This window comes from Kitasatospora sp. NPDC004723, from assembly GCF_040609255.1.
Taxonomy (GTDB): domain Bacteria; phylum Actinomycetota; class Actinomycetes; order Streptomycetales; family Streptomycetaceae; genus Kitasatospora.
On sequence record NZ_JBEXJT010000010.1, the window covers coordinates 1 to 25,018 of the forward strand.

Consider the following 25,018-nt stretch of genomic DNA (forward strand, 5'->3'; position numbering starts at 1 on the left):
CACCAGTTCCGTATCCTGAGTGCTCGGCCATGAGGGGGGAGCCCACGGCATGACCTCATTCCGGATACCTTTTCGAGACGCCGGCGGGACCCTGATGGGGCAAGCACGGCACCAGCAGGGAGGACCAGGGCCATGGGTGCGGGAGAAGTCGCCGCCTTCCGGGGCGTCAGCAAGAGTTACGGGCGGGTGCGGGCCGTGGACGGCCTCGACCTCGTCCTGCGGCCGGGCGAGACCGTGGCCCTGCTGGGCCCGAACGGGGCCGGCAAGTCCAGCAGTCTCGACCTGCTGCTCGGCCTGCGCGAGCCCGACCGCGGCAGTGTCACGCTGTTCGGCGGCACCCCGCGGGCCGCGATCACGGCCGGCCGGGTCGGCGCGATGCTGCAGAGCGGCGGCCTGATGGCCGACGTCAAGGTCCGCGAACTGGTGCGGCTCGCCTGCGAGGTCCACCCGCGCGGCCGGGCCGTCGCCGAGGTGCTCGCCGACGCGGGCATCACCGACCTCGCCGAGCGCCGCGTCGACCGGCTCTCCGGCGGCCAGGAGCAGCGGGTCCGCTTCGCCCTCGCCGTCGCCGGCGCCAACGACCTCATCGTCCTGGACGAGCCCACCACCGGCATGGACGTCTCGGTCCGGCAGGCCTTCTGGGCGAGCATGCGGGCGCAGGCCGACGCCGGGCGCACCGTCCTGTTCGCCACCCACTACCTGGAGGAGGCGGACTCGATCGCCGACCGGGTCCTCGTCCTGCACCGCGGCCGGCTGATCGCCGACGGCAGCTCCGCCGAGATCAAGGCCCGGGCCGGCGCCCGCCGGATCGCCTTCGAGCTGCACGAGGCGGACGGCCCGTTCGACGAGGCCGCGCTGCGCCTGCTGCCCGGCGTCCGGGGACTGGAGACCACGGCCCGGGTGCCCGGTGTGCGGACGGTGCGGATCCGGGCCGCCGACGCGGACGCCGCCGTCGCCGCCCTCTACCGGGCTGGCCTGTACCCGCGCGGCCTGGAGGTCACCGGACTGGGCCTGGAGCAGGCCTTCCTGACCATCACCGGCGAGCAGGACGCCGCCGGGTCCGTCCCGTCCGCCTCGTCGGCCTCGTCCGCCGAGCCCGCCCTGGAGAGTGCGCGATGACCACCCTGATCCGCCTGGAGATCCTGCGGACCTTCCGCAACCGCCGCTACCTGCTCTTCACCATCGCCTACCCAGCGCTGATGTACTTCTTCTTCATCCACGCCTACGGCGCCACGGACCTCGCCGGCGGCCTGCCGGTGAAGACCTACTTCATGGTCTCGATGGCCACCTTCGGCGCGGTCGGCGCGGTGCTGACCGGCAGCGCCCAGCGGATCTCGCTGGAGCGCAAGAGCGGCTGGGTGCGCCAGCTGCGGCTGACCGCGCTGCCCGGCCGCGCGTACACCCTCGGCAAGATCGCGGCCAGCGCGGTGACCACGCTGCCCGCGATCCTGGTGGTCTTCGCGGTCGGCGCGAGCCAGGGCGTCTCGCTGGGCGCGGGGCAGTGGATCGGCCTGGCGCTCGCGCTCTGGCTGGGCAGCTTCGTCTTCGCCGCGCTCGGGGTGGCGCTCGGCTACGCGGCCGCGCCGGACTCGGTGCAGACGATCGTGATGATCACCTACATGGTGATGGCGCTGTTCGGCGGCACCTGGTTCCCGGTGAGCGGCTCGCTGGAGCGCTTCGCCCGGTTCAACCCGGTGTACCTCTACAACGAGCTGGCGAGCTTCACCCGGCCCGGGCACACCCTGGACACCGCCGCCGTCGCCGGGCTGGCCGCCTTCCTCGCCGTGTTCGCCGCCGCCGCGGCGGCGCTGTACCGCCGCGACACCCGGCAGGCATGATGATCGACATGAGCGACCCGCGTCCGACCCGCCCCGCCGACGAACAGCCGCAGGCGGAGGTGGCGCGGGTGTCGTTCATGAACGTCCCCGGTGCCCCGGTGGAGACCGGGCGGCAGCTGCTGGTCAAGGTCTCCTGGATGCTGCTGTGGATGATCTACCTGGCCTACCCGGTGGGCGACCTGCTGAACGGCGGCCACGGCACGGGCGCCACCGTGCTCGGCTGGGTCTGCCTGGTGGCCTTCGTCGTCGGCTACGTCCTGCTGGTGGTCCTCCGCTCGATGCCCGGGATGCGGCCGCGGACCTGCCGGGCGGTCGTCGCGGGGATGGTGGGGCTCGCCCTGACGTCCACCTTCGTCCTCGGCACCGCCTTCCTGTCCCTGTTCATCTACGCCTCGGTCTGCGTCGCGATCATCACACCGTCGCGGTACGTCCTGCGCGCGCTGCTCGCCATGGCGGCGCTCACCGCCGGGGTCGGCCTGCTGACCCACGCCGACATGGACAGCGTGTGGACCTTCACGCTCAGCGCCTTCCTCGCGGGCGCCGCGATGAGCGGGCTGCAGCGCCTGGTCGCCACCATGAAGGAACTGCGCGAGGCCCGCGCCGCCGTCGCCCACCTGGCCGCCTCCGAGGAGCGGCTGCGGCTCGCCCGCGACCTGCACGACCTGCTCGGGCACTCGCTGTCGCTGATCACCCTGAAGAGCGAGCTGGCCGGGCGCCTCATGGACGCGGGCAAGGACGAGGCGGCGCGGGCTCAGGTCGCCGACATCGAGACGGTCGCCCGGCAGTCGCTGATCGACGTCCGGGAGGCCGTCACCGGCTTCCGCCGGCCCACCCTGCCGGTCGAGCTCGCGGCCGCCCGCACCGCGCTGGCGGCCGCCCAGGTCACGCTGGAGGCCGCGCCGGACCTGCCGGACGCCTGGCCGGGCCTGGCCGCCGAGGAGGCGGGCGCGCTCGCCTGGGCGCTGCGCGAGGCGGTCACCAACGTCGTCCGGCACGGCGAGGGCGCCACCGTCTGCACCGTCCGGGCCGACGAGGCCTGGGAGGGCGACGGCGAGCGGTACGCCGTCCTGGAGATCACCGACGACGGCCCCGGTCCGGGCAAGTCCCACCCGGGCAACGGGCTCTCCGGCCTGGCGGAGCGGCTCGCACTGGTCGGCGGCCGGCTGGAGACCGGTCCGGGGGAGCGGGGCAGGGGCTTCCGGCTGCGGGCCGCGGTACCGCTGCGCACGGCCTCCGTCCCGACGCCCTAGCGGTCCGCGCGGAGGAACCCTCCGCCCTCCCCGCACCGGCGTGGTGCCGCCGGTCCCGGTCCCGGTCGCGGGCAGCATGACGGGCATGCCGAAGCCCGCCGCACTGGTGCTCGTCGTCCTGCTCCTCTCGCTGATCCTCTGCGCCGCCTTCACCGAGGCCCACGCCGCCGCAGGCGCGGCGCCCACCGGAGTTCGAACCGGGCCCGTCGGGTGACCGGGTGACACCCGGCCCGTGGAACAGGAAGCCGGCCGGTCCGACTTCCTACTCCAGCGAGGCCCGCAGGGCGGTGGTGAACCAGGCGGAGACGTCGTGGAGGCTCTCCTGGACCGGCCAGCCGTTGATGACGGCGAGGAGCTGCCAGTAGCGCTCGGCGCGGGGGTCGTCGGCGGTCTCGACGCGGTCGAGGATCCAGGCGCGCAGGGCGGCGTCGTCGGGGCGGCCGAAGGTGGCGGCGTAGGCCGCGGTCAGGGAGTCGAGGGCGGGGGCGGCGGCGGGGGAGTCGGGGGCGACGCCGGCGGCGAGCGCGGCGGCCACGGTGGTGCGGACGGTCTCGGACAGGGCGCCGTGCAGACCGGTGTCGTCGCCGGCCGCCCGCTCGGCCGCCTGGTGGGCGGCCATCCGGCGGACCGCGGCGCGGAAGTCCTCGTCCTGCACGAGTTCGCCCAACTCGACCCAGGCGTCGATCTGTTCGGCCGACGGCTCGTCCGGCAGCCCGGGCATCGCGGAGCGCATCATCGCGACGAACTCCGGATTGGCGTCCAGGCCGCCGAAGACGGCGTCGATGAAGTCGTGGACCAGGCGCCGGCGTTCGGCGTCGGACAGCTTCGCGAGCTGGTGCATGCGTCTCATCTCCTCGGTGGTGGAACCGCGTTCGGCGATCGCCCGCAGCACCGTCCGGCGCAGCCGGAGCGTGCGGATCTGCACGTCCAGCGCGTCGGCGTGCGCGGCGGCCACCTCGCGCAGCGGGGCGGAACGGTCCAGCACCCGCCGGATCGTGGCCAGGTCGAGACCCAGCTCCCGCAGGGTGCGGACCAGGTCGAGCCGGGCGAGTGCCCGCACGTCGAAGCGGCGGTAGCCGGCCGCCGTGCGGGCGGTGGGCGGGACGAGCCCGGAGTCGGCGTAGAACCGGACGGCCTTCACCGTCAGTCCGGTGCGCCGGGCCAACTCGCCGATGGAGTACAGGGTGTTGTCGAGCTCGTCGTCCCGCATGGCTCCCAGCTTGGCGTCTCCCCCCGGGGGAGACTCAAGGGGCCGCGGTGAGTACGCTGCGTCGGCACGGGGGTGGACGAACGGACCCGGCGCGCCGGGCTGTCGGGGGTTCTGCTGGTGGCGCGGTTCACGGAGGAGCCGGAGCAGCCCCCGGCCCGGCCGGCCGTGGTGGACGGGACCGAGATCCGGCTGACCGTCGTCGGCCCGGAGCCGGGGGTGCTCCTGGTCCGGCCGCTGCCGGCCGGGACGCCGTAGGGTCGGGCGCCATGAGTGAGATTCGGAAGGACCGGCCCTCGGTGCGGGTGCTGCTGGCGGAGGACCAGGGGATGGTCCGGGAGGCGCTGGCCGCGCTGCTCGGGCTGGAGGGGGACATCGACGTCGTCGCCCAGGTGGGGCGCGGCGACGAGGTGCTGGACGCGGCGATCGCGCACGACGTGCAGGTGGCGGTGCTGGACATCGAGATGCCGGGGATGACCGGGATCGAGGCGGCGGCGCTGCTGCGCGAGCACCGGCCGCAGACCAGGGTGGTGATCGCGACCACCTTCGGCCGTCCCGGCTATCTGCGGCGGGCGATGGAGTCGGGCGCGGACGCGTTCCTGGTGAAGGACGCCCCGGCCGCCGAGCTGGCCGAGGCGATCCGCCGGGTGCTGCGCGGCGAGCGGGTGATCGACCCGGTGCTGGCCGCGGCCGCGCTGGCCGAGGGGGCGAACCCGCTGACCGCCCGCGAGCGGGATGTGCTGGCCGCCGCGGCGGACGGCGCGGTGAACGCGGACATCGCCGCGCGGCTGCACCTGTCGGAGGGCACGGTGCGCAACTACCTCTCGATGGCGATCCAGAAGACCGAGGCCCGCAACCGCACCGAGGCGGTCCGGATCGCCCGGGAGAAGGGCTGGCTCTAGGACACGTCCCAGGGCGGCGGGGAGGCTCAGTTCAGCCGGTGGCGGGCGGCCCGGGCCTCCTGGCGGACCTTGGCGGCGGCGTCCGGGTCGAAGGCGTCCAGGATCCCGGCGTACTCGTCCATCTCCTTCGCCCCGCCCAGGAAGTCGCCGGTGCGCACCAGCAGCTCGGCGCGTTCGAGGCGGAGCTGGGCCGGGTGGCGGGGGAGCAGCAGGGCGAGTTCGGTGGCCCACAGCTGGGTGCGGGCGTGCTCGGGGCGGTCGGCGGCCCAGGTGCGGATGTTGCCGAGCACCCGCAGGACGACGTCCAGCGGCTGCGCGGGTGTGAGCAGCTCGGGCGTGAACTCCTGCCCGGCGGCGCGCACCAGCCGGGCCACGTCCTCGAGGTCGAGCAGCCGGCCGCCGTGGAAGGGGTCGGCCAGGACGTACTCCTCGCCGCCGGCGGGCCCGCCGACCGCGACGATGAAGTGGCCGGGCAGGGCGATGCCGTGCACGGTGAGTCCGGCCCGGCGGGCGACGGCGGACCAGACCAGCGCGAGCATGATCGGCAGCCCGCGCCGGCGCCGCAGCACGTCGGGCAGCAGCGAGGACTCCAGCCGCCGGTAGTCGGACTTGCGCCCGTGGAAGCGCTCCCGCCCGCCGAGGACGGCGGCCAGCAGGGCGGCGGTCTCCTCCGGACCGGCCGGGGCCCGTTCGGCGACGGCGCGCCGGACGGCGGCCGCGTGCCGTTCCAGGGCCGCCGCGCAGGCGGCGAGCAGGGCGTCGACGGAGGGCGGGCCCTGGAGGTCGTCGGGGTCCGCGGGGTCGGGGCCGGGGGTGTGCTCGGCGGCGGCGAGCAGGCAGAGCAGCACCGGATCGGGCTGCTCGGCCCGGGCCTCGGTCCGGAAGCGTGCTCTGCTCTGCTCGGTCACGGCGGTGGCGGCGGCTTTCGTAGGGCGGGCGGACAGGCGGTCGCGGGTTCCGGGTTCCAGCTCCCGGGGCCCGGGTTCCGGCGGCGGCGCCCTACCCCTGGGGCAGGAGCGCGTAGTGGTAAGTGTGACTGGTCGTGAAGCCCAATCGGTCGTAGAGCGCGATCGCCCCGGCGTTCTCCGCCTCCACCTGCAGGTACGCGCCGCTCGCGCCCTCCTCGGCGGCCCGGGCGGCGAGCACCGCCGTCACCGCCGTGGCCAGTCCCCGGCGGCGGGCCCCCGGTGCCACCTCGATGGCGCCGAAGCAGGCCCACGGTCCGTCGATGACGCAGCGTCCGACGGCGAGGACCGGCGGGGTGCCGCCCTCCCCGGTCCCGGCGCCGCGGGTGTCGTGCACGGTCGCGAACCAGACCGAGGGGCCGCCGTGGATCACCGTGCGGGCGGCCCGCTCCACCGCCGGGTCGTCGGTCACCCGCCGGTACAGCGACATCCAGTCGGGCGAGGCGGTCCGGGCCAGCCGCACCCGGTCCCGGCCGGCCGGGTCGCCGAGCCGGGTCAGCGGTGCCAGCCCGGCCGTCCGGACCAGGGTCGGCGCGTACCCGGCGCCCAGCCGGTCCAGCTCGGCGCGCAGCGCGTCCGGCGAGCCGGGGGTGCTGACCTCCACCCAGGCCGGCAGACCGCGCGCCGCGTACCACCGGCGCGCGGTGGTGAGCGCCTCGTCCAGGGGCATGCCGGGGTCGCCGAGCGCCTGCACGGAGTTGGCGCGCCGGGTGAACCCGGCCGAGGCGCGCAGCGTCCAGGCGCCCAGCGGCTCCTGCTCGACGGCGGGCCAGCCGCGGGCGGCGATCCGCTGGAGCTCGGCCGGACCGGTCGGCGGCAGCGGTGCGCGCCGGGCCGGGAAGAGCGGCACGGCCTTGCCCGCGACCAGCAGCTTCTCGTCGAAGGAGACCGGATCGCCGGACCGCGGCACCACCGTGAGCCCGTCGGCGTCCCAGGATGCGAGCACACCGATCACATCGCGGAACACTGGCCGGTTGTCGTCGGCGAACCCGGCGAGCCGTCGAACACTGACCCGGCGGCCCACGTCAGAGCGATCTATCCGGACCTCCGGACGGTCCTGAACCGGCCCTTCGGCGGCCATCTGGGCACCTCCTGTGCATTTGCGGTCTCCGACCCGCGATACTAGGGGCGGGCATCGACGACGCCGCGCTCACCCGCGCACGCGAGAAAACAGAATGGGCCGCCGAGCCCTTCCGAGGAGGAACGACAGCGTGACCTACGTCATCGCGCAGCCTTGTGTCGACGTCAAGGACAAGGCGTGCATCGAAGAGTGCCCGGTTGACTGCATCTACGAGGGCGAGCGATCGCTCTACATCCACCCGGATGAGTGTGTCGACTGTGGCGCTTGTGAGCCGGTCTGCCCGGTCGAGGCGATCTTCTACGAGGACGACACGCCGGAGGAGTGGAAGGACTACTACAAGGCGAACGTCGAGTTCTTCGACGACCTCGGTTCGCCCGGTGGTGCCTCGAAGCTCGGCCTGATCGAGCGCGACCACCCGTTCATCGCCGCTCTGCCGCCGCAGAACGCCGACCACTGACGACTGGTGGCAACTGAGCTGTGACTACCAAGAACAGCACGCACGCGCCGTTCCCGGGCCACCCGGGAGCGGCGCGCCGCGTTTCCGACCTGCTGCCGGTGTTCCCCTGGGACAAGCTGGAGCCGTACAAGGCGACCGCGCTGGCCCACCCCGGCGGGCTCTGCGACTTCTCCGTCGGCACCCCGGTCGACCCGGTGCCCGAGGTGATCCAGAAGGCCCTCGCGGCCGCCACCGACACACCCGGCTACCCGACCGTCTGGGGGCCGACGGAGCTGCGCGAGGCGATCGCCGGCTGGCTGCACCGCCGGCTCGGCGCCGAGATCGGCCCGCAGGCCGTCCTGCCGACCGTCGGCTCCAAGGAGCTGGTCGCCTGGCTGCCGACCCAGCTGGGCCTCGGCCCCGGCGATCAGGTCGCCTACCCGCGGCTGGCCTACCCGACCTACGAGGTGGGCGCGCGGCTGTGCGGCGCCGAGCCGGTCGAGTACGACTCGGTGGACGAGCTGGACGGCTCCCGGGTGCGCCTGCTGTGGGTCAACTCGCCGTCCAACCCGACCGGGCGGGTGCTCGGCGCGCCGGAGCTGCGCCGCGCGGTGGAGTGGGCGCGCGAGCACCGGGCGCTGCTGGTCAGCGACGAGTGCTACCTGGAGCTCGGCTGGGAGGCCGAGCCGGTGTCCGTGCTGCACCCCGAGGTGTGCGGCGAGGGCGGCCACGAGGGCCTGCTCGCGGTGCACTCGCTGTCCAAGCGCTCCAACCTGGCCGGTTACCGCGCGTCCTTCGTGGCGGGCGACCCGGTGGTGGTCAGGGAGCTGCTGGAGGTGCGCAAGCACGGCGGCATGATCGTGCCGGCCCCGGTGCAGGCGGCCACGGCCGCCGCGCTCGGGGACGACGCGCACGTGGCCGAGCAGCGGGAGCGCTACGCGGCCCGGCGCGCGGCGCTGCGGGCGGCGCTGGAGGCGTACGGCTTCCGGATCGAGCACTCGGAGGCCAGCCTCTACCTGTGGGCGACCCAGGACCGGCCGTGCTGGGAGACGGTGGCCGAGCTGGCCGGGCTGGGCATCCTGGTGGCGCCCGGCGACTTCTACGGTCCGGCCGGCGGGCGGTTCGTGCGGGTCGCGTTCACCGCGACCGACGAGCGGGTCGCGGCGGCCGTCGAGCGGCTGCGCGCGGCGGCCGGGGCGCGGTAGCCGCAGGCGCACGTGCGAGGGGCCGGCGTCCGGGTTTCCGGACGCCGGCCCCTCGCCGCTGTGCGGGCGGGTCCGGCCGGTGTGCGCCCAGCCGGTGCCGGTGCGGGCTCAGCCGATCGGCAGGCCGCTCAGCGAACCGCCGTTGAGGCCGCCCAGCAGGCCGCTGAGCGGGCCGAGCGCGCTGGTGAGGCCGCCCAGACCGTTCAGCGGGCTGTTCGCGCCGAGGTCGGCACCGCCGAGGCGGTTGGCCGATCCGTGCTCGGCGAGGCCCAGCACGTCGGCGCCGGGCAGGTCGGCGGGCAGTGCCCGGGTGACCGTGCCGAGCGGCAGCGCGTCGGTGACGGTGGTGGTGCTGGGGATCGCCTGGGCGACCCCGCTGCCGCCCGGCACGGCGCTGGTGACGGTGCCGGCGGCCGGGGCGAGCTCGCCGACCGGGCCGAGGCCGGCGTGCGAGCTGCGCTGCGGGGTGGCGCTCTTGCCGGTGACGGCCTCGCCGAGCTTGCCGGCCAGCGCCTGGGCGACCTGCGGGGCGACGCGGGAGAGCTCGCCGGTGGTGGCGGCGGTCTGGTCGACCGGGGCGGTCAGCGAGCCGGCCTTCTCGTTCGCCTCGGGCAGCTGCTGGGCGACGATGTTGCCGGTCGCGTCGGCGGCGGCGGGCAGGCCCGCGGCGACCGTGGCGGCGCCGGTGTTCCCGGCCGCCTGGCCCAGCTGGTGGGTGGTGTGCTGCAGAGTGGACCCGGCGTCGGTGTTGGTGAGCTGGCCCAGCGGCGCGGCCAGGTCGCCCTTCGGCAGCAGGGCGTCGACGGCGGACGCGGAGCCGGCCGCGACCAGCGGGGTCGCGCCGGCCGCGACGAGCAGCGCGGCCTGGGCGATCCGGCGCGTGAGGGGGTGAGACATGGGGCTCCTCGGAGGGGTCTGGGTCCGTCCCGTCCGCCGGGCGGACGACGTTGTTACCGCTTGAGAAGCCAGAAGGTTTCGGCCCGGGCAAGGAAACCGTCGGGTCGACGATCGGATGGTAGGACCGCGCGGAGGGGTGTTCCGGGCCCCGGACCGAGGTGCGCGCCCGTGACGGGCCAAGGGGAGTGACGGTTCTGCGCGCCACCCTCCCCGGCCGGCCCGCCGTCCACCGCGATGGACGCGAATCACCCGGTCGGCGGCAACCCGGACACCAGTGCGTCAATGCCCCGGGCCCGCCGCCTCCGGCGGCCGTCAGCCCTTCGCGGGGGCGGCCAGCGAGACCAGCACCAGCTTGGTCGAGGTGCCGGTCGGCTGCGGCTTCCAGCCGTCCTCGGACTTCGCCTTCCGCCAGATCTTCCCGTCGTACGCGACGGTCTCGATGCCCAGCTTCTGCGCCTGCGTCACCGCCCAGTGCGCCACCGCCCAGCCGTTCTGCCGCTCGGCGTCCGGGCCGGAGTCGGTGGACGCGGTCGGGTCCGGGGTCAGCGAGACGGCGTTCTCCGCGCCCTTGACGGTGGAGGAGTAGCCGGTGGCCGGGGTGACCGTCCGGCCGAACTCGCGGCGCACCCGGTCGCTCAGCACCTGGGCCCGGTCCGGGCCGGCCGGCGTCGCGGCACCGGTGGCGGGCGCGGCCCCGGCCGGCGGGGCGCTCTCCGCGTCGGTGTCCGGCTCGGCGAAGTCGTGCACCACGCAGTTCAGCGAGGCCGCCTCGCGGCCGGTCAGCGCGGAGGCCAGCAGGGTCGCCTTGGTCTCGTGCTTGGCGTAGGCCTGCGGGTAGCCGCTCTTCTGCACCTGCTGGGCCGCGTCGGTCAGCGGCAGCCGGGTGTAGCCGGGCACCTTGACCAGGCCGTCCAGGAACTTGTTGGTCGCGTAGACCGGGTCCATGATCTGCTGCACGGTGCCCCAGCCCTGCGAGGGCCGCTGTTGGAACAGGCCCACCGAGTCCCGGTCGCCGCCGGCCAGGTTGCGGATCTTGGACTCCTGCATCGCGGTGGCCAGCGAGATGGTCACCGCCCGGTCCGGCAGGCCGCGGGCGTGCGCCACGGCGGCGATGGTCGCCGCGTTGGCCGCCTGCGGGACCTCCAGCGTGCCCTCGCCGGCCGGTGTCTTCACCGAGCAGCCCTCGGGGGTCAGCAGCTTGTTGTCGCGCAGCCAGAACAGCGCCCCCGCGACCACGGCCAGCACCAGCAGACCGATCAGCACCACCCGCAGCGGCCTGCGGCGCCGCCGGGGTGCCGCGTCCTCGCCCCCGCCGCCGCCCTCTCGCCTCGCCACCGCCGCCCCTCTCCGCCGAGCACTCCGAACCGACACCGTACCCAGTCGGACGGGTGTGCGGTGACGGGTGGTTGCCTCCGGCCCTGTCACAGCACTGCCACAGGGGGTGCCGGCGACCCGACTAGGCTGGGCGACCATGAGCAGCCCGAAGACGCCCCTTGACCTCACCCTCGACGGCGGCGCGCTGACCGCCCAGCTGGTCGACTTCCCCTCCGTCAGCGGCGACGAGCAGGCGCTCGCCGACGCGATCGAGGCCGCCCTGCGGGCCTACCCGCACCTGACCGTCGACCGGTACGGGAACAACGTGGTCGCCCGCACCGGCCTCGGCCGCGCCGAGCGCGTCGTGCTGGCCGGCCACATCGACACCGTGCCGATCGCCGACAACGTGCCCTCCTGGGTCGAGGGCGACCTGCTCCACGGCTGCGGCACCTCGGACATGAAGTCCGGCGTCGCCGTCCAGCTCCGGCTCGCCGCCACCCTGCCCGAGCCCAACCGGGACCTCACCTTCGTCTTCTACGACTGCGAGGAGGTGGAGGCCGACCGCAACGGCCTCGGCCACCTCGCCCGGGTCCACCCCGACTGGCTCGCCGCCGACTTCGCGGTGCTCATGGAGCCCAGCGGGGCGGTCGTCGAGGGCGGCTGCCAGGGCACCCTGCGCGCGCAGGTCCGGCTCGGCGGCGTCCGCGCGCACTCGGCCCGCAGCTGGCTCGGCGACAACGCCATCCACAAGGCCGGCGAGGTGCTGCGCCGGCTCTCCGAGTACCGGGCGCGCCTGGTCGAGATCGACGGTCTCGAGTACCACGAGGGCCTCAACGCGGTGCGCATCGACGGCGGCGTGGCCGGCAACGTCATCCCCGACGAGTGCGTGGTGACGGTCAACTTCCGCTTCGCGCCGGACCGCGACGAGGCCGACGCCGAGAAGCACGTGCGCGAGGTCTTCGACGGCTTCGAGGTCACCGTCACCGACTTCGCCCCGGGGGCGCTGCCCGGCCTCAACCAGCCGGCCGCGCAGGCCTTCCTCGCCGCGACCGGCGGCACCGCCCGCGCCAAGTTCGGCTGGACGGACGTGGCCCGGTTCAGCGCGCTCGGCGTCCCGGCGGTCAACTACGGCCCAGGCGACCCGAACATGGCGCACAAGCGGGACGAGCACTGCTCGCTGAGCGCCATCGCGCGGACCGAGGAGCGGCTGCGCGCCTGGCTGACGGCCTGAGCCGGCCGTCCGGCCATCGGCGGCAGGCCACCTTCCGGTCGTCCAACCGACCTTCCACCGTTGCCTGAAAAAGGGGAGGGGCGGGCGTAGGGTTTCGTCATGACAGGCACTGGAGACGAGAAGCGCTACGGGCACGGCCCCGAGCAGGTGGGCGAGCCACGCGCGAAGAAGGCGTGGCCCGAGAAGCAGAAGGGCCCGGTGCTGGTGCGCCGGGACCAGGTCGGCGAGAGCACCACGGACCAGCGCCTGCTGGACACCACCGGTCCCACCGACTGGCTGCACACGGACCCGTGGCGGGTGCTGCGGATCACCTCCGAGTTCGTCGAGGGCTTCGGCGCGCTGGCCGAACTCCCGCCCGCGGTCAGCGTCTTCGGCTCGGCCCGGACCGCGGTCGACTCACCCGAGTACGCGGCGGGGGTGGCGATCGGCCGGGCGCTGGTCGAGGCCGGCTACGCGGTGATCACCGGCGGCGGTCCGGGCGCGATGGAGGCGGCCAACCGCGGCGCCTCGGACGCCGGCGGGCTCAGCGTCGGGCTCGGCATCGAGCTGCCCTTCGAGCAGGGGCTCAACGAGTTCGTCGACCTCGGGCTGAACTTCCGCTACTTCTTCGTCCGCAAGACGATGTTCGTGAAGTACGCCCAGGGCTTCGTCGTCCTGCCGGGCGGACTCGGCACGCTGGACGAGCTGTTCGAGGCGCTCACCCTGGTGCAGACGAAGAAGGTCACCCGCTTCCCGGTGATCCTCTTCGGCAGCGCCTACTGGGGCGGGCTGGTCGACTGGCTGCGCGACACCCTGGTCGCGCAGGGCAAGGCGGCCCCGCACGACCTGGAGCTGTTCCACGTCACCGACGAGATCGACGAGGTCATGAAGATCCTCGCCGACGCCCGCCGCCCGGCGGACGAGATCTAGATCCGGATCCTTCCGGCCTCAGGCCAGTCCCCGGCGGGCGACCGCCGGGGGGCGGGTGCCGCGGATCGAGGCGACCATGTCCAGCACCTGCCGCGTCTCCGCCACCTGGTGCACCCGGTACACCCGGGCGCCCAGCCAGGCGGAGACCGCCGTGGTGGCCAGCGTGCCGAGCAGCCGCTCGTCCACCGGCTTGTCGAGGGTCTCGCCGACGAAGTCCTTGTTGGAGAGCGACACCAGCACCGGGAAGCCGGTCGCGGTCATCTCCGGCAGCCGCCGGGTCGCCTCCAGCGAGTGCCGGGTGTTCTTCCCGAAGTCGTGCCCCGGGTCGATGATCACCGCGTCCCGCCGCACGCCCAGCTCCACCGCCCGCTCGGCCAGACCGACGGTCACCCGCAGGATGTCCGCCATCACGTCCTGGTAACCGACCCGGTGCGGCCGGGTGCGCGGCTCGGCGCCGCCCGCGTGGGTGCAGACCAGCCCGGCGTCGTGGCGGGCGGCCACCTCGGCCAGCCGCGGGTCCACCCCGCCCCAGGCGTCGTTCAGCAGGTCCGCGCCCACCTCGCAGACGGCCTCACCGACCTCGTGCCGCCAGGTGTCGACGCTGATCACGGCCTCCGGGTGGCGCTTGCGCAGCTCCGCGACGAACGGCACGGTGCGCCGCAGCTCCTCCTCGACGGTCACCTCGTCGCCGGGGCCGGCCTTCACCCCGCCGATGTCCAGGATCGCGGCGCCCTCGGCCATCGCGCGGTCGGCCGCGGCGAACGCGGCCTCGTCGGCGAAAGTCGCGCCCCTGTCGAAGAAGGAGTCGGGCGTCCGGTTGACGATCGCCATGATCACCAGCTCGTCGTCGCCGAATTCCCGTGGTCCCAGGCGCAGTGCCACCGATGTCTCCTCCACAGCTGCTGCGGGTGCGATGATGTCCCCCGGCCCATCGGGACCATGATCCCACTCCTGTCGGGGCCGGCCGGAAAATCGGGAGGACCGCTCGTGTTCTGGGTGATCGTGGCGGCGATGGCCGTGGTGGTCGGCGGTGCCGCGCTGGTGGCGCTGGGCGGCGGCGGTTCGCTGCCGGAGGCCGTGCAGGACCGTATCTCCGCCCGCCTGCCGCAGGACCGTCCGCTGGGCCAGGGCGACGTCGAGGCACTGCGCCTGCCGATGGCCGTGCGCGGCTACCGGATGGACGAGGTGGACGACGTCCTCGACCGGCTGGGTGCCGAACTCGCCCACCGCGACGCCCGGATCGCCGAACTGGAGGCGCTGGCCGCGGTGCGCGGCGCCGTCGTGGCCGACGACCGCCCGGAGCCCGGGGCCGAGCCGCTGCCCGGCCTGGAGGAGTTCGCCCGGGTCGTCGAGCCCGCCGTCGCCCTCGCCAAGGCCGCTGCGGCACCGGGCCCCGAGGACGCGAGGCCCGTGGACGCCGAGCCCGAGGGCCGGGAGTGAGCGCCGAGCCCGGCGGCGCCGTGCTCGGCGCGGACGGGCTGCGCCGCTGCGCCTGGGGCGACTCGACGGACGACTACCGGGTCTACCACGACACCGAGTGGGGCCGCCCGGTGCACGGCGACGACGCGCTGTTCGAGCGGGTCTGCCTGGAGGCCTTCCAGTCCGGCCTGTCCTGGATCACCATCCTGCGCCGCCGGGAGGGCTTCCGGGCCGCCTTCGCCGGCTTCCGGATCGCCGAGGTGGCGGAGTTCGGCGCGGCCGACGTCGAGCGGCTGCTCGCCGACACCGGCATCATCCGCAACCGGGCCAAGATCGAGGCGTCGATCGCCAACGCCGGGGTCGCCCGCGACCTCGACGGCGGACTGGACGCGTTGATCTGGCAGTTCGCCGGTGACCCGGACCGGCCGGCGCCCCGCACGCTCGGCGAGGTGCCGGCCGTCACGCCGGAGTCGACGGCGCTGGCCAAGGCCCTGAAGAAGGCCGGTTTCCGGTTCGTCGGCCCGACCACCGCGTACGCGCTGATGCAGGCCTGCGGACTGGTCGACGACCACCTCGCCGACTGCCACGTCCGCACCGCCCTGCGGGGGTAGCGCCTACCGCCCGAGGTACTTCGGCTTCTCCTTGGCGATGAAGGCGCGCACCGCGATCCGGTGGTCCTCGCTCTCGCCGGCCAGTGTCTGCAGCTCGTCCTCCTTGTCGAGCAGCTCGCTCAGCGAGTGCGCGGCGCCGTACGCCAGCGACTCCTTGATCGCGCCGTACGCCACCGTCGGGCCCTCGGCCAGCTCCTTGGCGAACACCCGGGCGGTGGCGGCCAGTTCGGCGGCCGGCACGACCTTGGTGGCCAGGCCCAGCTCCATCGCCTCGGCCGCCTTCACGGTGCGCGGCAGCATCAGCAGCTCGGTCGCCCTGGCGTGCCCGACCAGCCGCGGCAGCGTCCAGGACGCACCGGAGTCGGCGGTCAGCGCGATCCCGGCGAACGCCGTGTTGAAGCCGGCGGAGTCCGCGAGGATCCGGAAGTCGCAGGCGAAGGCCAGCGAGGCGCCCGCGCCGGCCGCCACCCCGCCGACCGCCGCCACCGTCGGCTTGCGCATCCCGGCCAGCGCCCGCAGCAGCGGGTTGTAGTGCTCGGCGACGGTCCTCAGCGCGCCCTCGCCGGTCTCCTCGGCCCGCTTCAGCAGGCCCAGGTGCTCCTTGAGGTCCTGCCCGACGCAGAACGCCCGGTCACCCGCGCCGGTCAGCAGCACCGCCCGCACCGCCGGGTCCTCGGCGGCGGCGGTCACGGTGTCGCGCAGCGCCACCTTGGTCGCCACGTCCAGCGCGTTCATCGCCTCGGGGCGGTTGAGGGTGATGACGGCCAGGCCGCCGTCCAGCTCGTACAGCACGGAATCGGACATGGGTGAGGGCTCCCTGCTCGTGATCGGCTCTGATCGTCGCTGCCAGGATGCCGGAGTCCCCGGCCGCCTGGGGAGTGTGAGGTATCGCACCTTTCGGCGCCCTGCGGACCGGCGCCGCGCCGGGGCTTATGCCGGAAAATGTGCGGGATTGCGGTGATCCGGACGAGGTTGCGCCGAGAGTGATGTTGGTCATCAGGCCGTCGCATGCGGGATAATGGCTTCCGATCAATGCGTTCGATACCGGCGGTGGACGGACTGCCGGTGCGTAGCTGAGCGGTTGCAGGAAGGGGAACGAGCATGGCGGCCATGAAGCCGCGGACGGGTGACGGCCCGCTCGAAGTCACCAAAGAGGGGCGGGGCATCATCATGCGCGTTCCGCTCGAAGGCGGCGGACGCCTCGTGGTGGAGCTCACGCCTGACGAGGCCGACGCCCTCGGCGAGGCCCTGAAGAAGGCCTGCGGCTGACCGCAGCAGGTGCTCGCCATCTCCTGGAGATGTGCTGCCGGGCCCGGGTACGACCATCGCGTCGGCCCGGGCCCCGTACTTTTCCGGACGCCGCCGGAAAGCCCTTCCGGCCCTTCCGGCCCTTCCGGTCCTTCTAGCGCTTCACGGCGCAGAGCAGCCCGTCCGAGACCGGCAGCAGCGCGGGCAGCAGCGCCTCGCTCTCCCGGACGGCCTGGACCATGTCCCGCACCGACTGGGTCTGCGGGTCCTGCAGCTCCGGCTCGGCCAGCCGGCCCTCCTGGAACACGCCCTCGAAGCAGACCATCCCGCCCGGCCGCAGCAGCCGCAGCGACTCGGACAGGTACTCCCGGGACTCCGCCGGGTCCCCGTCGCAGAACACCAGGTCGTACTGGCCGTCCGCGAGCCGGGGCAGCACCTCCAGCGCCCGGCCCGGTATGAACCGCGAGCGGTTGGCCGCGAACCCGGCCGCCTGGTACGCCTCCTTCGCCAGCTGCTGGCGCACCGGCTCGGAGTCGACGGTGGTGAGCACCCCGTCCGGCCGCATCCCGCGCAACAGGTACACCCCGGAGACGCCCGTCCCGGTGCCGATCTCGGCCACCGCCTTGGCGTCCAGCGCCGCGGCCAGCAGGCGCAGGCAGGCCCCGCCGCTCGGCCCGATCGCCCGTATCCCGGTCCGCGCGGACTGTGCCCGGGCGTAGGTCAGCACCGCGTCCTCGCCGACGTAGGTGTCGGCGAGGGCCGCGCGCGCGGGCCCGAACTCGCTGATGGCTGCCTCTTTCGGAGCCCCGGGTGACGGCCCGGCGCGGAGCGGATGTCGATATTTCCTGCCACAGATTACTGGCCGGACGGGAACCGCGTACGGCGGCGGGCCGTTGGTCGAGCAGGGACCGGGGGAACATGACCTCCCGGACACCCTCCGGACCGGGTCATCCGGGTCGGCCGGTCCCGGACGCTTCTTATCCGGGCTTGACGGGCGAGGTGGATATGGTGGTGGCCCTGCTGGGCAGAAGAGCCGACCGAGGAGGTGTGGCCGAGGGCGACGTCCCTGTGCGGCGGCACTCCCGCGGCACCGCGTCGACCCGTACGCCGAAGCCCGTGATGAACCAGCCTGCGCACTCCACCCTGGACCAGCCGGCCCCCGCGCACCAGGCGCCGGCCGCCGGTACCGCCGAGGCTCCCGCCCTCGCGACCTTCGCCGAGGGACCCGACGCGCAGACCTGGACTCCCCCCACGTGGGAGGAGATCGTCGAGGCCCACAGCGCCCGCGTCTACCGCCTCGCCTACCGCCTGACGGGCAACCAGCACGACGCCGAGGACCTCACCCAGGAGGTCTTCGTCCGGGTGTTCCGCTCGCTGTCCACCTACACCCCCGGCACGTTCGAGGGCTGGCTGCACCGGATCACCACCAACCTGTTCCTGGACATGGTCCGCCGCCGCCAGCGCATCCGCTTCGACGCGCTCGGCGAGGACGCGGCCGAGCGCCTCGCCTCCCGCGAGCCGAGCCCGGCCCAGCACTTCAGCGACACCCACTTCGACGCCGACGTCCAGCACGCGCTGGACACCCTGGCGCCCGAGTTCCGCGCCGCCGTCGTGCTCTGCGACATCGAGGGCCTCTCCTACGAGGAGATCGCGGCCACGCTCGGCGTCAAGCTCGGCACCGTCCGCAGCCGCATCCACCGCGGCCGCTCGCACCTGCGCGCCGCGCTCAAGCACCGCGCCCCCGGCTCGGCCCCCGGCCGCGAGCGCCGCGGCGGCAGTGCCGAGGAGCTGCCGGTGCCGGTCGGCGCCGCCGCCGGCGGGGCCGCGGTCGCACCGGGCGGGCGCGGACGGAGGCGATCGTGAGCGGAACCGGCCGATCGGGGCCGGGCCACCCGGAGACGCCCGGCCGCACCACCACCCGCCGCGCGGGCTGGCCCGCCCTGGGCCGCCGGGGCCAGGACGGCACCGCGGCCGACCCCGCGCCGCAGCCGGCACCCCCGGGCGAGCCGGCGCTGCGCGCCGTGGCCGTACGGGGCGTCGAGCCCGCAGCCGAGGAGCACCACCTAGGCGACCGGCTGTCCGCCTTCGTCGACGGCGAACTCGGCCACGACTCGCGCGAGCGCGTCCAGGCCCACCTGGCGACCTGTCCGCAGTGCCTCGCCGAGGCCGACGAGGGCCGCAACGTCAAGCACCTGCTCACCCGCACCGGCACGCCCGGCCCGTCCGCCGGGCTGATGGCCCGGCTGCTGGCCGTCGGAGCGCTCCCGGAGGACGACTCCCCGCCGCGCGCCGAGTCGCCGCGCCGGGACGACGACGACCTGCCCGGCGGCGGTGTCCCGTCCGCCGGCACGCTCGGCGGCAGCCGGCTGGACGGCGGCTCGTTCGGCCGCGGCGCCGGAGCCTCCTTCGGCGCGGGCGCGCTCGGCGCGGACACGCCGGTGCCCGGCGTCGACCCCCGGGCGTTCGGCCGCGGTTCGGTGCTGCGCCCGCTGATCGGGCGGCGCTCGGCCCGTCCGGTCGACCCGGTCCAGCCGCTGGCGGCGGCCGCCGCCGCCCCGGTGGCCCGGCAGGTCCCGGCGCGCGGGCGGCGCTTCGTCTTCGCCGCGGCCGGCGCCTTCTCGGTCGCCGCGGTGACGCTCGGCGGCGTCGGCAGCGTCGCCGGCCCGGGCGACGAGCAGCACGGCACCACGGTCAGCCCGGCGGGCGGCCGGGGCGGGATGGTCCCGATGAACGCCCAGGTGCCGGCGGTGGACCTGCCGCTGCGCCCGGTGGCGGTCACCCGGGGCGCGCTCCCGCCGTACGACTTGCCGGAACGGTCGCCGAGTTCCGGCGTCGCCGGTCTGCACCACGAGAACAGATAGCCGCAGCACCGGCCCCTCGCGGCAGGGATCATCGGCGGGTCTTCACCACGGCTTCATCACATCAGGGGTCATGGACCCGTCGATGGCCATTACCCTGTGAGGAGCGTCCGTCCGATCCGATCGCGAGCTTAGGGAGCTTTGGTGTTCAGCGACGTGGGCACACTGGAGATCCTGACCCTGGCCATCATGGCCATCGTGATCTTCGGTCCGGACAAGCTGCCGAAGCTGATCCAGGACACGATGGGCTTCATCCGGAAGATCCGGTCCTTCGCGGACACCGCGAAGGAGGACATCCGCAGCGAGCTGGGGCCGGAGTTCAAGGACTTCGAGTTCGAGGACCTCAACCCGAAGACCTTCGTGCGCAAGCAGCTGATGGGCGGCGAGGAGGACCCGCTGGGCCTCAAGGAGATGCGGGACACCCTGGACATCCGCTCCGTGCTGGACGACAAGCCGGCCGCCGTGGTCAACGGCACCGGCCGCGCGGGCAGCGTCTCCTTCGACAAGTCCGCCGCCCCGGCCCCCGCCTCCGCCGCCCCGGCCGGTGCCCCGCTCGCCCCCGGCGAACGCCCCCCGTTCGACCCCGACGCGACGTGACCCGCCCGCTCGCCTCCAGGTCGCTTCGGCTCGGGGCGGTGGCCTTCGGCCCGTCCTGAGGCGGGAGGAATCGGGGCGCCGACCACAGGGTTGAGCGGGGCGGCGGCGTGTGCGCCGCTATTGTGCTGATTGTTCCCGCTGTGCCGTCTGTCACTTTCCGGTCCCTTCCGGGCCGAAGACGGCCGGTGGGGAGGCCGCGGTACGCCACGATGGGAGCGCGCCACGGCAGGCACACGTCGTTGAGGAGGCCCGGGGATGGACGCGACGAGTCAGGCGGCGGGGACGGCCACGGCCGGCGGACCCGTGGTCGGCGGACAGGCCGGCCCGGCGGACCCGCTGGTGCCGTACCTGTCCGCGGACTTCCCCTGGTACGGCCTCGACGAGGGCTGGACCGGCCGCCGCTTCCTGCTGCCGAGCGGCTTCGGCGGCCCGCGGTCGGGCGCCCACGGCACCGTCGACTACGGCAGCCTCGGCCACGGCGAGGAGCCGGCCCGCCAGTACGAGCCGCGGGACGTGCGGAAGTTCGCCGTCGTCGTCACCGTCGCCCGCCGGGAGAGCCGCCGCAGCGCCGACAACACCGGCACCCTGGAGGCGACCTCCGCCTCCTCCGCGGCCTGGCTGGCGAGCTCCGGCCTGCTGGCCGCCACCTGGCCGGGCCAGCTGGACCGCGCGCGGCGCCAGGACTGGCTGGACCAGCAGTCCACGCTCGCCTGGGACCTCGCCGACGACCTGGAGGGCCCCTGCTGGTCCACCCTCAGCCTCCCGGTCAACGGTCTGCCGCAGCCGTTCCGCTACCGCGAGTCCGAGTACGGCTGGGTGCTCGCGGGCGAGGCCCGTGGTGTCCTGCTCGGCGCCTACGGCCGCGGCGTCAGCGCCTACGGCGCCGGCTTCACCGCCGTCCCCGACCTGACCGCCTACACCCGCCCGTAGCACCGCGCCGGACGCGCGCGGGGGCCCGCCGGACGATCCGGCGGGCCCCTGCGCGCGTCTGTTGGCGGCGCGTCAGAACTTGTTCTTGGGGGTGAGCCCGAGGGACAGGCCCGACAGGCCGCGCTGCCGGCCGCCGAGCTTGCCGGCGACGGCGCGCAGGGCGGCGCCGGCGGGGGAATCGGGGGCGGCCAGGACGACCGGGCGGCCGTCGTCGCCGCCCTCGCGCAGCCGGACGTCGATCGGGATGGAGCCGAGCACCGGGACGGTGGCGCCGACGGTCCGGGTGAGCGCCTCCGCGACGGTCTGGCCGCCGCCGGTGCCGAAGACGTCGATCATCTCGTCGCAGTGCGGGCACGGCATGCCGGACATGTTCTCGATCACGCCGACGATCTTCTGGTGGGTCTGCACCGCGATGGTGCCGGCCCGCTCGGCGACCTCGGCGGCGGCCATCTGCGGGGTGGTGACGATCAGGATCTCCGCGTTGGGGACCAGCTGGGCCACCGAGATGGCGATGTCGCCGGTGCCGGGCGGCAGGTCCAGCAGCAGGACGTCCAGGTCGCCCCAGTACACGTCGGCGAGGAACTGCTGCAGGGCGCGGTGCAGCATCGGGCCGCGCCAGACCACCGGGGCGTTGCCCGGGGTGAACATGCCGATCGAGATGACCTTCACGCCGTTCGCCTGCGGCGGCATGATCATGTCCTGGACCTGGGTGGGCCGGCCCTCGACGCCCAGCATGCGCGGCACGCTGTGGCCGTAGATGTCGGCGTCGACCACGGCGACCTTCAGGCCGTCGGCGGCCATCGCGGCGGCCAGGTTGACGGTCACCGAGGACTTGCCGACGCCGCCCTTGCCGGAGGCGACCGCGTAGACGCGGGTCAGCGTGCCGGGCTTGGCGAACGGGATCTCCCGCTCGGGGGCGCCGCCGCGCAGCAGCTGGGAGAGCTCCTTGCGCTGCTCGTCGCTCATCACGTCGAGCTCGACCTCGACGCCGGTCACGCCGGGGACGCGGCCGACGGCCTCGCGGACCCGGGTGACGATGGTGTCGCGCATCGGGCAGCCCGAGACGGTCAGGTAGACCGCGACCCGCACGGCGCCGTCCTCGCCGATCTCGACCGATTTCACCATGCCGATCTCGGTGATCGGACGGTTGATCTCCGGGTCGTTGACGGTCGCCAGCGCCTGGCGCACGGACTCCTCCGTGGCGCCGGCCGCGACCTCTGTCTCGTTGGCCATGCCTTGATGGTACGGCGCCGCGCGGGGTGCATAACCGGTCGGTAGCGTGCTGCGGGTCACAGCACCTCGGAGGCCTCCCGGCGCTCGTCGATCTCCCTGAGCAGCGACTGGAGTTCGGAGCGGACGAAGTCCCGGGTGGCGACCTCGCCGAGGCCCTGGCGCAGCGCCGCGACCTCGCGGGTCAGGTACTCGGTGTCGGCGATGTTGCGGTCGCTGCGGGCCCGGTCCTGCTCCATGTTGACCCGGTCCCGGTTGTCCTGCCGGTTCTGCGCCAGCAGGATCAGCGGCGCCGCGTAGGAGGCCTGCAGGGAGAGCACCAGGGTCAGGAAGATGAAGGGGTAGTCGTCGAAGCGGGCGGCGTCGGGCAGCAGGGTGTTCCAGGCGACCCAGATGATGATCACCACGGTCATCCAGACGATGAACCGTCCGGTGCCCAGGAAGCGGGCGATCCGCTCGGAGAGCTTGCCGAAGGCCTCCGGGTCGTAGGACGGCAGGGTGATCAGCCCGGGGCGGGCGGTGCGCGGCTGGTCGAGCCGGCTGCGGGCGACCGGGCTGCTGCCGGTGGCGGGCTCGGTGCGGCGGTCCCGGGCGCCCTCGCGGGCGCGCAGTTCGCGCAGCTGGCGCAGCTGACGCAGCTCGCCCTGGAGCCGCTGGCGCGGGGACTCGTCCCGCCGGCCCTTGCGGTCAGCGTCCACCGGTCACCTCTTTCTCGTCGCGGCCGTCGGCCGGCCCGCCGGCGGGGCCCGCGGCGGGTACGCCGTGCAGCGAGGCCTCCCGCCAGTCCTCCGGCAGCAGGTGGTCCAGCACGTCGTCCACGGTGACCGCCCCGACCAGGTGGTCCGCGTCGTCGACGACGGGCGCGGCGACCATGTTGTACGTCGCCAGGTAGCTGGTGATCAGCGAGAGCGGGGTGTCCGGCGGCAGCGGGTCGAGATCGTCGTCGACCAGCGAGCCGACCAGGATGTACGGGGGCTCGCGCAGCAGCCGCTGGAAGTGCACGGTGCCCAGGTACTTGCCGGTCGGGGTCTCGTTCGGCGGGCGGCAGACGAAGACCTGCGCGGCCAGCGCCGGCTTGTGGTCGGAGACCCGCACCCGGGCCAGCGCCTCGGCCACGGTGGCGTCCGGCTCCAGCACGATCGGTTCGGTGGTCATCAGACCGCCGGCGGTGTTCTCCTCGTAGGTCAGCAGCCGGCGCACCGGCTCGGCCTCGTCCGGCTCCATCAGCTGGAGCAGCCGCTCGGCCTCGTCGCCGGGCAGCTCGGAGAGCAGGTCGGCGGCGTCGTCCGGGTCCATCGCCTCCAGGACGTCGGCGGCCCGTTCGTCCTTCAGCTTGCCGATGATCTCGACCTGGTCGTCCTCGGGCAGCTCCTCCAGGACGTCGGCGAGCCGTTCGTCGTCGAGGGCGGCGGCGACCTCGGCGCGGCGCTTGGCGGACAGGTGGTGCATGACGTTGGCGAGGTCGGCGGGGCGCAGCTGGTCGAAGGTGGCGAGCAGGTTGGCGGCGCCCTGGTTCTCCTCGGGCAGCGTGAAGCCGGTGACGTCCTGCCAGTCCAGGGTGAGCGTCTCGCCGCGCGCCTTGCGCAGCCGGCCGACCCGGCCGACCTGGACGAAGACCTTGCCGATCTCCCACTCGCGCAGCCGGGTCTGGGTCATCGCGACGTCCAGGACGGTGACGTCCTGGCCGTTCTTGGTCCAGGTGACGGTGCGGTCCAGCAGCTCGGCGAGGACGAGCGTCTCGGCGGGGCGCTGCTCGAACCGGCGCATGTTGATCACACCGGTGGTGATCACCTGGCCGGACTCCAGGCTGGTCACCCTGGTCATCGGCAGGAAGATCCGGCGCCGGCCGACCACCTCCACCACCAGGCCGAGCACCCGGGGCGGGCGCCCGCCGATCCGCAGGGCGACCACGACGTCCCGGACCCGGCCGACCTGGTCGCCGTTGGGGTCGAAGACCGCGATGCCGGAGAGGTGCGAGATGAAGACCCGGTTGCCTGGCCCTGCCATGGACTCCTGGACTCCCCTCGCCTCGCTCGACGCCTGGTCGGGCGCGCGGCCACGCCCCGCGGCCAAGCGTACTCGGGCATCTCCGCCCGGGCTCGGCGAAAGCGGGCGAATCGGTCGGCGGGGGAGAGGCGAGAGGGAGAGGGGAAGGGGAGGGGCGAGGGGGAGGGCGGGACGCGTGCCGGGGCGTCAGCCCTTGCGACGCCCCAGCAGCAGCTTCGGCAGGCCGGCCGGGATCGGACGGCGGGTGGTGGCCGGGGTGGGCAGTGGGGCCGCGACGTGCGAGTCCTCCGGCATCGCGCCGGGCCGCTCGGCGAGTTCGGCGCCCGCCGTACCGGCCGGCTCCAGCCGCAGCACCCGGCACTCGCGGGCCCAGCGGTCGGTGATGGCGTCGGTGTCCGGCGCGTTCAGCCGCTTGCCCTTCAGCTCCTCGACCGCGCCCAGCCAGGCCACGCCGCCCGGGGTCAGCTCGACCACCCGGGCCGGCCAGCCGGTCAGCCGGCCGCCCTTGTCCTTGCTGCGCACGGTCACTGTCGCGCCCGCGCCGCCGGCCAGTCCGTGCAGCGGCTGCTCGGCGCCGTCGCCGACCACCACCACCGCGCCGTCGTGCCAGGCGTGCCAGAGCGCCCGCGCGTGCTCCTGGCCGTCCGCCCGGACCCAGAGCAGGCCGGACTTCTTCGCGGCCTCCTCCAGCAGGGCCCGGTCGAGGAAGTCGTCGGCGGTCGCGGCTGCGGCAGGCGTACGGTCCATGGCGCACAGCGTACGGCCTGTGCGGTGCGGCGATCGTCCACGGTTCGGGCGACAGTTCCGTGGACGGCGCACGGGCCTTACCGTAGGAGCCGCCCAGCCCAGCCCAGCCCAGCCCAGCCCAGCTCGCCCGCCCAGC

General features: G+C 74.5%; 28 protein-coding genes and 1 pseudogene. 17 read left to right on the forward strand and 12 right to left on the reverse strand.

The genetic code is table 11. From position 1 onward, the window contains the following. Positions 1 to 132: 132 nt before the first annotated feature. The 4 genes from ABZW10_RS13520 (at position 133) to ABZW10_RS13535 (ending at position 3,302) form a co-directional block, all read left to right on the forward strand. Positions 133 to 1,119, forward strand: a complete 987-nt coding sequence (locus ABZW10_RS13520; protein WP_355363655.1) for an ABC transporter ATP-binding protein — start codon at positions 133 to 135, stop codon at positions 1,117 to 1,119. Continuing rightward, positions 1,116 to 1,838 (forward strand): ABC transporter permease, encoded by a 723-nt coding sequence (locus ABZW10_RS13525; protein ID WP_355363657.1) that lies wholly within the window; start codon positions 1,116 to 1,118, stop codon positions 1,836 to 1,838. Before ABZW10_RS13520 ends, ABZW10_RS13525 begins: the two co-directional genes overlap by 4 nt. Before the next feature lie 8 nt (positions 1,839 to 1,846). After that, positions 1,847 to 3,088: a histidine kinase gene (locus tag ABZW10_RS13530; protein ID WP_355363659.1), complete on the forward strand. Its 1,242-nt coding sequence runs from the start codon at positions 1,847 to 1,849 to the stop codon at positions 3,086 to 3,088. A gap of 85 nt (positions 3,089 to 3,173) precedes the next feature. Continuing rightward, a complete protein-coding gene (locus ABZW10_RS13535; protein WP_355363661.1) occupies positions 3,174 to 3,302 on the forward strand; it encodes a hypothetical protein in 129 nt (42 codons plus the stop codon). A gap of 48 nt (positions 3,303 to 3,350) precedes the next feature. Here ABZW10_RS13535 and ABZW10_RS13540 read toward each other — a convergent pair whose 3' ends face one another. After that, positions 3,351 to 4,298 carry a MerR family transcriptional regulator gene (locus ABZW10_RS13540; RefSeq protein ID WP_355363663.1) on the reverse strand — a complete coding sequence of 316 codons (948 nt, stop codon included), beginning with the start codon at positions 4,296 to 4,298 and terminating at the stop codon, positions 3,351 to 3,353. Positions 4,299 to 4,370: 72 nt separating this feature from the next. Here ABZW10_RS13540 and ABZW10_RS13545 point away from each other — a divergent pair, with 72 nt between their 5' ends. Together ABZW10_RS13545 and ABZW10_RS13550 are read left to right on the forward strand one after the other, a co-directional pair. After that, positions 4,371 to 4,553, forward strand: coding sequence for a hypothetical protein (locus ABZW10_RS13545; RefSeq protein ID WP_355363665.1), 183 nt, complete (start codon positions 4,371 to 4,373; stop codon positions 4,551 to 4,553). Between the two features lie 11 nt (positions 4,554 to 4,564). Next, on the forward strand, positions 4,565 to 5,197 hold the full coding sequence (locus ABZW10_RS13550; protein ID WP_355363667.1) for a response regulator transcription factor: 633 nt from the start codon (positions 4,565 to 4,567) through the stop codon (positions 5,195 to 5,197). Positions 5,198 to 5,223: 26 nt separating this feature from the next. On the opposite strand, the gene ABZW10_RS13555 is transcribed toward ABZW10_RS13550, so the two are convergent. Beyond that, positions 5,224 to 6,105: a transglutaminase-like domain-containing protein gene (locus ABZW10_RS13555; protein ID WP_355363669.1), complete on the reverse strand. Its 882-nt coding sequence runs from the start codon at positions 6,103 to 6,105 to the stop codon at positions 5,224 to 5,226. Between the two features lie 91 nt (positions 6,106 to 6,196). Continuing rightward, entirely contained in the window at positions 6,197 to 7,108 is a 912-nt protein-coding gene (locus tag ABZW10_RS13560) for a GNAT family N-acetyltransferase (RefSeq protein WP_355363671.1), read from the reverse strand. Between the two features lie 265 nt (positions 7,109 to 7,373). Here ABZW10_RS13560 and fdxA point away from each other — a divergent pair, with 265 nt between their 5' ends. Together fdxA and dapC are read left to right on the forward strand one after the other, a co-directional pair. Then, positions 7,374 to 7,700, forward strand: a complete 327-nt coding sequence (gene fdxA, locus ABZW10_RS13565) for a ferredoxin (protein WP_030061559.1) — start codon at positions 7,374 to 7,376, stop codon at positions 7,698 to 7,700. Between the two features lie 20 nt (positions 7,701 to 7,720). Further along, complete coding sequence (gene dapC / locus ABZW10_RS13570) at positions 7,721 to 8,884, forward strand: succinyldiaminopimelate transaminase (RefSeq protein WP_355363673.1); 1,164 nt, start codon at positions 7,721 to 7,723, stop codon at positions 8,882 to 8,884. A gap of 783 nt (positions 8,885 to 9,667) precedes the next feature. Here the strand turns inward: dapC and ABZW10_RS13575 are convergent. Together ABZW10_RS13575 and ABZW10_RS13580 are read right to left on the reverse strand one after the other, a co-directional pair. Next, positions 9,668 to 9,781 (reverse strand): annotated as a pseudogene (locus ABZW10_RS13575) (ATP-binding protein); the annotation flags it as partial. A 312-nt stretch (positions 9,782 to 10,093) separates the two neighbouring features. Beyond that, positions 10,094 to 11,116, reverse strand: a complete 1,023-nt coding sequence (locus ABZW10_RS13580; protein WP_355363675.1) for a hypothetical protein — start codon at positions 11,114 to 11,116, stop codon at positions 10,094 to 10,096. A 136-nt stretch (positions 11,117 to 11,252) separates the two neighbouring features. Between ABZW10_RS13580 and dapE the strand changes: the two genes are divergently transcribed. Then, on the forward strand, positions 11,253 to 12,326 hold the full coding sequence (gene dapE / locus ABZW10_RS13585) for a succinyl-diaminopimelate desuccinylase (protein ID WP_355363677.1): 1,074 nt from the start codon (positions 11,253 to 11,255) through the stop codon (positions 12,324 to 12,326). A 99-nt stretch (positions 12,327 to 12,425) separates the two neighbouring features. Continuing rightward, a complete protein-coding gene (locus ABZW10_RS13590) occupies positions 12,426 to 13,235 on the forward strand; it encodes a TIGR00730 family Rossman fold protein (RefSeq protein ID WP_355363679.1) in 810 nt (269 codons plus the stop codon). Positions 13,236 to 13,253: 18 nt separating this feature from the next. Here ABZW10_RS13590 and folP read toward each other — a convergent pair whose 3' ends face one another. Then, entirely contained in the window at positions 13,254 to 14,066 is an 813-nt protein-coding gene (gene folP, locus ABZW10_RS13595; RefSeq protein WP_355364020.1) for a dihydropteroate synthase, read from the reverse strand. Positions 14,067 to 14,222: 156 nt separating this feature from the next. Between folP and ABZW10_RS13600 the strand changes: the two genes are divergently transcribed. Together ABZW10_RS13600 and ABZW10_RS13605 are read left to right on the forward strand one after the other, a co-directional pair. Then, complete coding sequence (locus ABZW10_RS13600; RefSeq protein WP_355363681.1) at positions 14,223 to 14,675, forward strand: DivIVA domain-containing protein; 453 nt, start codon at positions 14,223 to 14,225, stop codon at positions 14,673 to 14,675. Then, positions 14,672 to 15,265 (forward strand): DNA-3-methyladenine glycosylase I, encoded by a 594-nt coding sequence (locus ABZW10_RS13605; RefSeq protein WP_355363683.1) that lies wholly within the window; start codon positions 14,672 to 14,674, stop codon positions 15,263 to 15,265. The genes ABZW10_RS13600 and ABZW10_RS13605 overlap by 4 nt, the downstream gene beginning before the upstream one ends. Positions 15,266 to 15,268: 3 nt before the next feature. Here the strand turns inward: ABZW10_RS13605 and ABZW10_RS13610 are convergent, their stop codons facing one another. Continuing rightward, a complete protein-coding gene (locus ABZW10_RS13610; RefSeq protein ID WP_355363685.1) occupies positions 15,269 to 16,069 on the reverse strand; it encodes an enoyl-CoA hydratase-related protein in 801 nt (266 codons plus the stop codon). Between the two features lie 297 nt (positions 16,070 to 16,366). On the opposite strand from ABZW10_RS13610, the gene ABZW10_RS13615 reads away from it, so the two are divergent. Further along, positions 16,367 to 16,534, forward strand: coding sequence for a DUF3117 domain-containing protein (locus ABZW10_RS13615; RefSeq protein ID WP_014137929.1), 168 nt, complete (start codon positions 16,367 to 16,369; stop codon positions 16,532 to 16,534). Between the two features lie 133 nt (positions 16,535 to 16,667). On the opposite strand, the gene ABZW10_RS13620 is transcribed toward ABZW10_RS13615, so the two are convergent. Beyond that, positions 16,668 to 17,300 carry an O-methyltransferase gene (locus ABZW10_RS13620; protein WP_355364023.1) on the reverse strand — a complete coding sequence of 211 codons (633 nt, stop codon included), beginning with the start codon at positions 17,298 to 17,300 and terminating at the stop codon, positions 16,668 to 16,670. Positions 17,301 to 17,518: 218 nt separating this feature from the next. Here ABZW10_RS13620 and sigE point away from each other — a divergent pair, with 218 nt between their 5' ends. The 4 genes from sigE (at position 17,519) to ABZW10_RS13640 (ending at position 20,898) form a co-directional block, all read left to right on the forward strand. After that, complete coding sequence (gene sigE / locus ABZW10_RS13625) at positions 17,519 to 18,376, forward strand: RNA polymerase sigma factor SigE (RefSeq protein WP_355364026.1); 858 nt, start codon at positions 17,519 to 17,521, stop codon at positions 18,374 to 18,376. After that, the gene (locus tag ABZW10_RS13630; protein ID WP_355363687.1) at positions 18,373 to 19,374 is read left to right on the forward strand and encodes a zf-HC2 domain-containing protein; all 1,002 of its coding nucleotides are present in this window, start codon (positions 18,373 to 18,375) and stop codon (positions 19,372 to 19,374) included. Before sigE ends, ABZW10_RS13630 begins: the two co-directional genes overlap by 4 nt. A gap of 141 nt (positions 19,375 to 19,515) precedes the next feature. Further along, complete coding sequence (locus ABZW10_RS13635; protein ID WP_355363689.1) at positions 19,516 to 19,968, forward strand: sec-independent translocase; 453 nt, start codon at positions 19,516 to 19,518, stop codon at positions 19,966 to 19,968. Between the two features lie 255 nt (positions 19,969 to 20,223). Then, positions 20,224 to 20,898, forward strand: a complete 675-nt coding sequence (locus ABZW10_RS13640) for a hypothetical protein (RefSeq protein ID WP_355363691.1) — start codon at positions 20,224 to 20,226, stop codon at positions 20,896 to 20,898. A gap of 72 nt (positions 20,899 to 20,970) precedes the next feature. Here ABZW10_RS13640 and ABZW10_RS13645 read toward each other — a convergent pair whose 3' ends face one another. The 4 genes from ABZW10_RS13645 to ABZW10_RS13660 all read right to left on the reverse strand — a co-directional run bounded on the left by ABZW10_RS13645 (position 20,971) and on the right by ABZW10_RS13660 (position 24,882). Beyond that, positions 20,971 to 22,131 carry an Mrp/NBP35 family ATP-binding protein gene (locus ABZW10_RS13645; protein WP_355363693.1) on the reverse strand — a complete coding sequence of 387 codons (1,161 nt, stop codon included), beginning with the start codon at positions 22,129 to 22,131 and terminating at the stop codon, positions 20,971 to 20,973. Between the two features lie 56 nt (positions 22,132 to 22,187). Beyond that, on the reverse strand, positions 22,188 to 22,826 hold the full coding sequence (locus ABZW10_RS13650; protein ID WP_355363695.1) for a DUF1003 domain-containing protein: 639 nt from the start codon (positions 22,824 to 22,826) through the stop codon (positions 22,188 to 22,190). Further along, the gene (locus ABZW10_RS13655; protein WP_355363697.1) at positions 22,816 to 24,135 is read right to left on the reverse strand and encodes a CBS domain-containing protein; all 1,320 of its coding nucleotides are present in this window, start codon (positions 24,133 to 24,135) and stop codon (positions 22,816 to 22,818) included. Before ABZW10_RS13655 ends, ABZW10_RS13650 begins: the two co-directional genes overlap by 11 nt. Positions 24,136 to 24,321: 186 nt before the next feature. Further along, positions 24,322 to 24,882: a hypothetical protein gene (locus ABZW10_RS13660; protein WP_355363699.1), complete on the reverse strand. Its 561-nt coding sequence runs from the start codon at positions 24,880 to 24,882 to the stop codon at positions 24,322 to 24,324. Positions 24,883 to 25,018 lie beyond the last annotated feature (136 nt).